The organism is Burkholderia sp. WSM2232, assembly GCF_000472545.1.
Taxonomy (GTDB): domain Bacteria; phylum Pseudomonadota; class Gammaproteobacteria; order Burkholderiales; family Burkholderiaceae; genus Paraburkholderia.
Genome location: NZ_AWZV01000063.1, coordinates 1 through 4,463, shown reverse-complemented (window position 1 = coordinate 4,463; position 4,463 = coordinate 1). Strand labels below are relative to the sequence as shown.

Genomic DNA, 4,463 nt, shown 5'->3' with positions numbered 1-4,463 from the left:
TTCTCCGGCAGCACGGTGCCGAGCACCGACACGCCGGTACGCATCACGTCCATCGGATGCGCGGCCGCCGGAATCCATTCGAGCGCAGCCTTCACGTTCGCGGGCAGGCCGCGCAGCGCCTTCAGCTTCGCCTTGTAGGCGCTCAGTTCGGCCTGCGTGGGCAGCTTTTCGTGCACGAGCAGATAGGCGATCTCTTCGAATTCGCAATTGCCCGCAAGATCGAGAATGTCGTAGCCGCGATAGTGCAGGTCGTTGCCGGTCTTGCCGACGGTGCACAGCGCCGTGTTGCCCGCCGTCACGCCGGACAGCGCGACGGATTTTTTCGGTTTGAAGCCGCCTTGTACGCCGGCGGTTTGAGTGGTCTCGCTCATTTGCCGCGGTCTCCTGTTTGCGTGTTCATTGCTCCGCTTCCCCGAAAAGCGGCGCGGCGTCTTGCGCAACGGCGCGACCGGTGGAACGCGCGCGACGCAGCACCGACCAGTAATAACGGTAGCTCGCGCGGTCGTGCAACGTGTCGCGGTGGCGCGTCGGTCCCCAGTGCGCGGATTGCGCGGCGAGCAGTATTTCGGCGGCGGTCGCGATTTCGTCCTCGCGCGGCGCGAACGCGCTCACGATGGCTTCGATCTGCGCGGGATGAATGCTCCACATGCGCGTGTAGCCGAACTCATTGCGGGCCCGCGCGGCGTCGTTCGCGACCACGCTCATGTCGCGCACTTCGGTGCTGACGTTGTGCGACGGCACCTTGCCGTGCGCGTGGCAGGCCGCCGCAATTTCGAGCTTCGCGCGCCGCACGAGCGGATGCTCGAACTGGCCGGGAGAGCGCATTGCCGTGTCGGGAATCGCGCCGTCGTGCGCGGAAACGAAATCCATCAGGCCGAAGCTCAATGCCTCGACGCCCGGCAACGCGGCCAGATCGAAGACGCGCGTGAGCGCGCCGTGCGTTTCGACCAGCAGTTGGACGGGGATCGGATTCGCGACGCCGAGTTCGCGCCGGGTGGCCTCGATAAACGCGATCATTTCGGCGGCGTCGGGCACGGTACGGATCTTCGGCAGCGTGATGTAAGCGGGCGCCCGCCGCGCGGCGCGCAAAATCAGGCGGACGTCGTCGCGCCAATGCGGGTGCTCGAAGTCGTGAATGCGCACGCCGACGCGGCCGAAACGGTCATGCTCGCTGCCGATCAGCGACGCGACCAGTTCCGCGTGCTCCGCTTCACGGCCGACTTGCGCGCCGTCTTCGCAATCGAGTGTGATGTCGAACACCGGCCCGAGCTGTTGCTGCAGCGCCAGCGATTTCAGCATCAACTTCTCGCTGCCTGCGTAGTGATCGCAGGCAGGCAGCACAGCGGGCGGCACTTCGCCGTCAAACAGCACTTCGGCGGGTGTGAGGGCGCGCATCTTCAGCGTCAGTGGCGTGGGTGTTGTTGATGGAAAACCGATTCGGGCGCGCTCTGTCCAGTCGTACAGGAGGACAGGCAAAGCGCGCCTGGATCGGTTGCGAATGGCTGGCGTCGCTCGAACGGTTCAACGCGTTCGAGCGGTGCAGACAGCGCGGTTCGCACGAAAAAAACCGGAACCCGCCGCGATGACGCTACGGAGTTCCGGTTGTTCTGCATCAGGTGCTTAGCCGAGCAGATGCTGAACGCCTTCGCGTTCTTCCAGCAGTTCCTGCAGCGTGCCGTCCATTTTCTCGCGCGAGAACGCGTCGATTTCCAGGCCTTCCACGCGCTTGTATTCGCCGTTTTCGCAAATCACCGGCACGCCGTAGACGATGTCTTCGGGAATGCCGTACGAGCCGTCCGACGGAATGCCCATCGTGACCCACTTGCCGTTGGTGCCGAGCACCCAGTCGCGCACGTGGTCGATCGCAGCGTTAGCCGCCGACGCCGCCGACGACAGGCCGCGCGCCTCGATGATCGCCGCGCCGCGCTTGCCGACGGTCGGGATGAACGTGTTGCGGTTCCACTCGTCGTCGTTGATCAGCTTGGTCAGCGACTCGCCTTCGGCGGTCGCGAAGCGGAAGTCGGGGTACATGGTCGGCGAGTGGTTGCCCCACACAGCCAGCTTTTCGAGGGAGGCGACCGGCTTGCCCGACTTCGCGGCCAGTTGCGACAGCGCGCGGTTGTGGTCCAGACGCAGCATCGCGGTGAAATTCTTCTTCGGCAGATCCGGCGCCGACTTCATGGCGATGTAGGCGTTCGTGTTGGCGGGGTTGCCGACCACCAGCACCTTCACGTCGCGGCTCGCGACTTCGTTCAGCGCCTTGCCCTGAACCGTGAAGATTTCGGCGTTGGCCGACAGCAGATCCTTACGCTCCATGCCTTTCGAGCGCGGACGGGCGCCGACCAGCAGGGCGACGTCGGCGTCTTTGAATGCGACCTTCGGGTCGTCCGTGATCACGACGCCCGACAGCAGCGGGAACGCGCAATCATCCAGTTCCATCACGACGCCTTTGACGGCGCCTTGCGCTTGCGGCAGGTCGAGCAGTTGCAGGATAACCGGCTGGTCCTTGCCGAGCAGATCACCATTGGCGATGCGAAACAGCAGGGAGTAAGCGATTTGACCTGCGGCGCCGGTGACGGCAACGCGCTTTGCGGGCTTAGCCATTGAGAAATCTCCAGGACGATGCGTTAGACGCTAGGGAAAACGCCATTCTATATGCGCGTTCAGCGAAGCGTTGTGAAACACGGCGGAAATTACGGTTCGCGAACGGCCCGCTGCCAGCCCGTTAATTGCGAGCAGGAAGCGGCGCTGCGGCAAGACCGCCATGCCGGAAACCGGTACTGCTGAGCTCTCTCAGGCCGGCGCTGCACGCCGGGCCGCCGGCGCAAAAAAGCCGACGTCAGCCGATGCTTGCTGAAAGAGCGGGGCGGGCATTGGGGCGCCGGGTAGCCGCTGCACAGTGTGGGCTCCCGCGAACAGCGCGTTTCGGCAAGCGTCTGACCAACGAATGGCGGCGAATCGAAACCTGGACTGCTTGGGAACGGCATGGTGCAGGATGCTGCCGGTGGGTTGCGACGCTGCCGAACCAGGCGCAGCCAGCAACCGCCAAAAAACCCGCAAACCCTTGCTCGACAAGGAGTGTAGGAGTCGGCAGACGCAAAGTCAACATTATCTTATGTCTTATATAAGACACATCTATTGCGGGAGAAATGCTGGACGCGGCCCAGCCCTTTATGATGAAATGCGCGCATGAATTCGAACCCGGCCAACACCACGAATCCGGGCGGCCAGGCGGCCGCGGGCGAAGGTGTATCCGCGGCTGTCCCCGCTGCGTCGCCCACTTTCAGCCCGCTGTATCAGCAGATCAAAGGGCTGATTACGCAAAGTCTGGAGAGCGGTGAATGGAAACCCGGCGAGATCATTCCCAGTGAAGTCGAATTGGCGGCCAGATACAAGGTCAGCCAGGGCACCGTGCGCAAGGCAATCGACGAACTCGCTGCGGAAAACCTCCTCGTGCGCCGCCAGGGCAAGGGTACGTTCGTTGCAACGCACAACGAAGACCGTGCGCAGTTCCGCTTCCTCCGCCTGCTTGCCGACGACGGCGCCGAACATCCGCACGTCAGCCGCCTGCTGGAGTGCCGGCGGCTGCGCGCATCGGCGGACATTGCGCGGCAACTGGAGCTCAAGCCCGCCGAGCCGGTCGTGCTGATCAAGCGTTTGCTGCAGTTCGACGGCGAAGTGACCGTGCTCGACGAAATCTGGTTGCCTGGCGCCGTGTTCCGGGGGCTTACGCTCGAGCGGCTGTCGGAATACAAGGGTCCTCTTTACGCGATGTTCGAGACGGAATTCGGCACTCGCATGATCCGCGCCACGGAGAAAATCCGCGCGGTGGCGGCCGAGCCTTCGGTTGCCGATCTGCTGCAGGTGCCGCCGGGCTTTCCGCTGCTGTCTGTCGAGCGCGTGTCCTATACATACGGGGATCGGCCGGTGGAAGTCCGGCGAGGTTGGTATGTCACAACCGGGTACTACTATCAGAACGACTTGAGCTGAGTCGGGCTGGATCAAGGGCGCAGCGTCCCACACGCGCGCCTTGTGCCGGTGCCTTCATTGCACGCGCTGTAACGGACCTGTTGGGGGTTTTCGCTGCAGCGCGAAATGAAAAGGCGCTAAAATTGCGGATTGGTGTGACTACATAGCAGGGGGTCTAGCATGGCTGAAGCGGTAAAAAAACCGAGGCCGGAATTCCGGAACATCGGTATCGGGCAGATATTGACGGCGTATCGCCTGCCTCTGGCGGGGCGCGTGTCGATCCTGCATCGCGTGAGCGGCGGCCTGCTGTTCGTCGCGCTGCCGTTCCTGCTGTACCTCTTCGACCAGAGCCTGACCTCGGAGCTGAGCTTCGNGGGCTTCAAGGCCTTCTTCTCCAACATCATCGTCAAGCTCATCGTGCTGGTGCTCGGCTGGGCCTACATGTTCCATTTCTGCGCGGGCGTGCGCCATCTGCTGATGGACACCAACCACGA

At 63.4% G+C, this 4,463-nt stretch carries 5 protein-coding genes; 2 read left to right on the top strand and 3 right to left on the bottom strand.

Annotation, left to right across the window (positions count from 1 at the left end; all coding sequences use genetic code 11):
• From F757_RS0129690 to F757_RS0129680, 3 genes are all read right to left on the bottom strand, one after another.
• Positions 1-371 (bottom strand): citrate/2-methylcitrate synthase (locus F757_RS0129690; protein WP_027214503.1); only part of this gene is annotated, 371 nt, incomplete at its 3' end.
• 25 nt (positions 372-396) lie between these two features.
• Positions 397-1,395 (bottom strand): HpcH/HpaI aldolase/citrate lyase family protein, encoded by a 999-nt coding sequence (locus F757_RS0129685; RefSeq protein WP_027214502.1) that lies wholly within the window; start codon positions 1,393-1,395, stop codon positions 397-399.
• A 225-nt stretch (positions 1,396-1,620) separates the two neighbouring features.
• A complete protein-coding gene (locus tag F757_RS0129680; protein WP_027214501.1) occupies positions 1,621-2,604 on the bottom strand; it encodes a malate dehydrogenase in 984 nt (327 codons plus the stop codon).
• A 585-nt stretch (positions 2,605-3,189) separates the two neighbouring features.
• On the opposite strand from F757_RS0129680, the gene F757_RS0129670 reads away from it, so the two are divergent.
• On the top strand, positions 3,190-3,990 hold the full coding sequence (locus F757_RS0129670) for a GntR family transcriptional regulator (protein ID WP_027214500.1): 801 nt from the start codon (positions 3,190-3,192) through the stop codon (positions 3,988-3,990).
• 159 nt (positions 3,991-4,149) lie between these two features.
• Positions 4,150-4,463: succinate dehydrogenase, cytochrome b556 subunit (gene sdhC, locus F757_RS0129665; RefSeq protein ID WP_027214499.1), on the top strand; the 314-nt coding region annotated here is incomplete at its 3' end.

Coding starts and splice junctions, on each gene's coding strand:
- F757_RS0129685 (WP_027214502.1), bottom strand. CDS start 1,395: ATGCGCGCCCTCACACCCGCCGAAGTGCTGTTTGACGGCGAAGTGCCG.
- F757_RS0129680 (WP_027214501.1), bottom strand. CDS start 2,604: ATGGCTAAGCCCGCAAAGCGCGTTGCCGTCACCGGCGCCGCAGGTCAA.
- F757_RS0129670 (WP_027214500.1), top strand. CDS start 3,190: ATGAATTCGAACCCGGCCAACACCACGAATCCGGGCGGCCAGGCGGCC.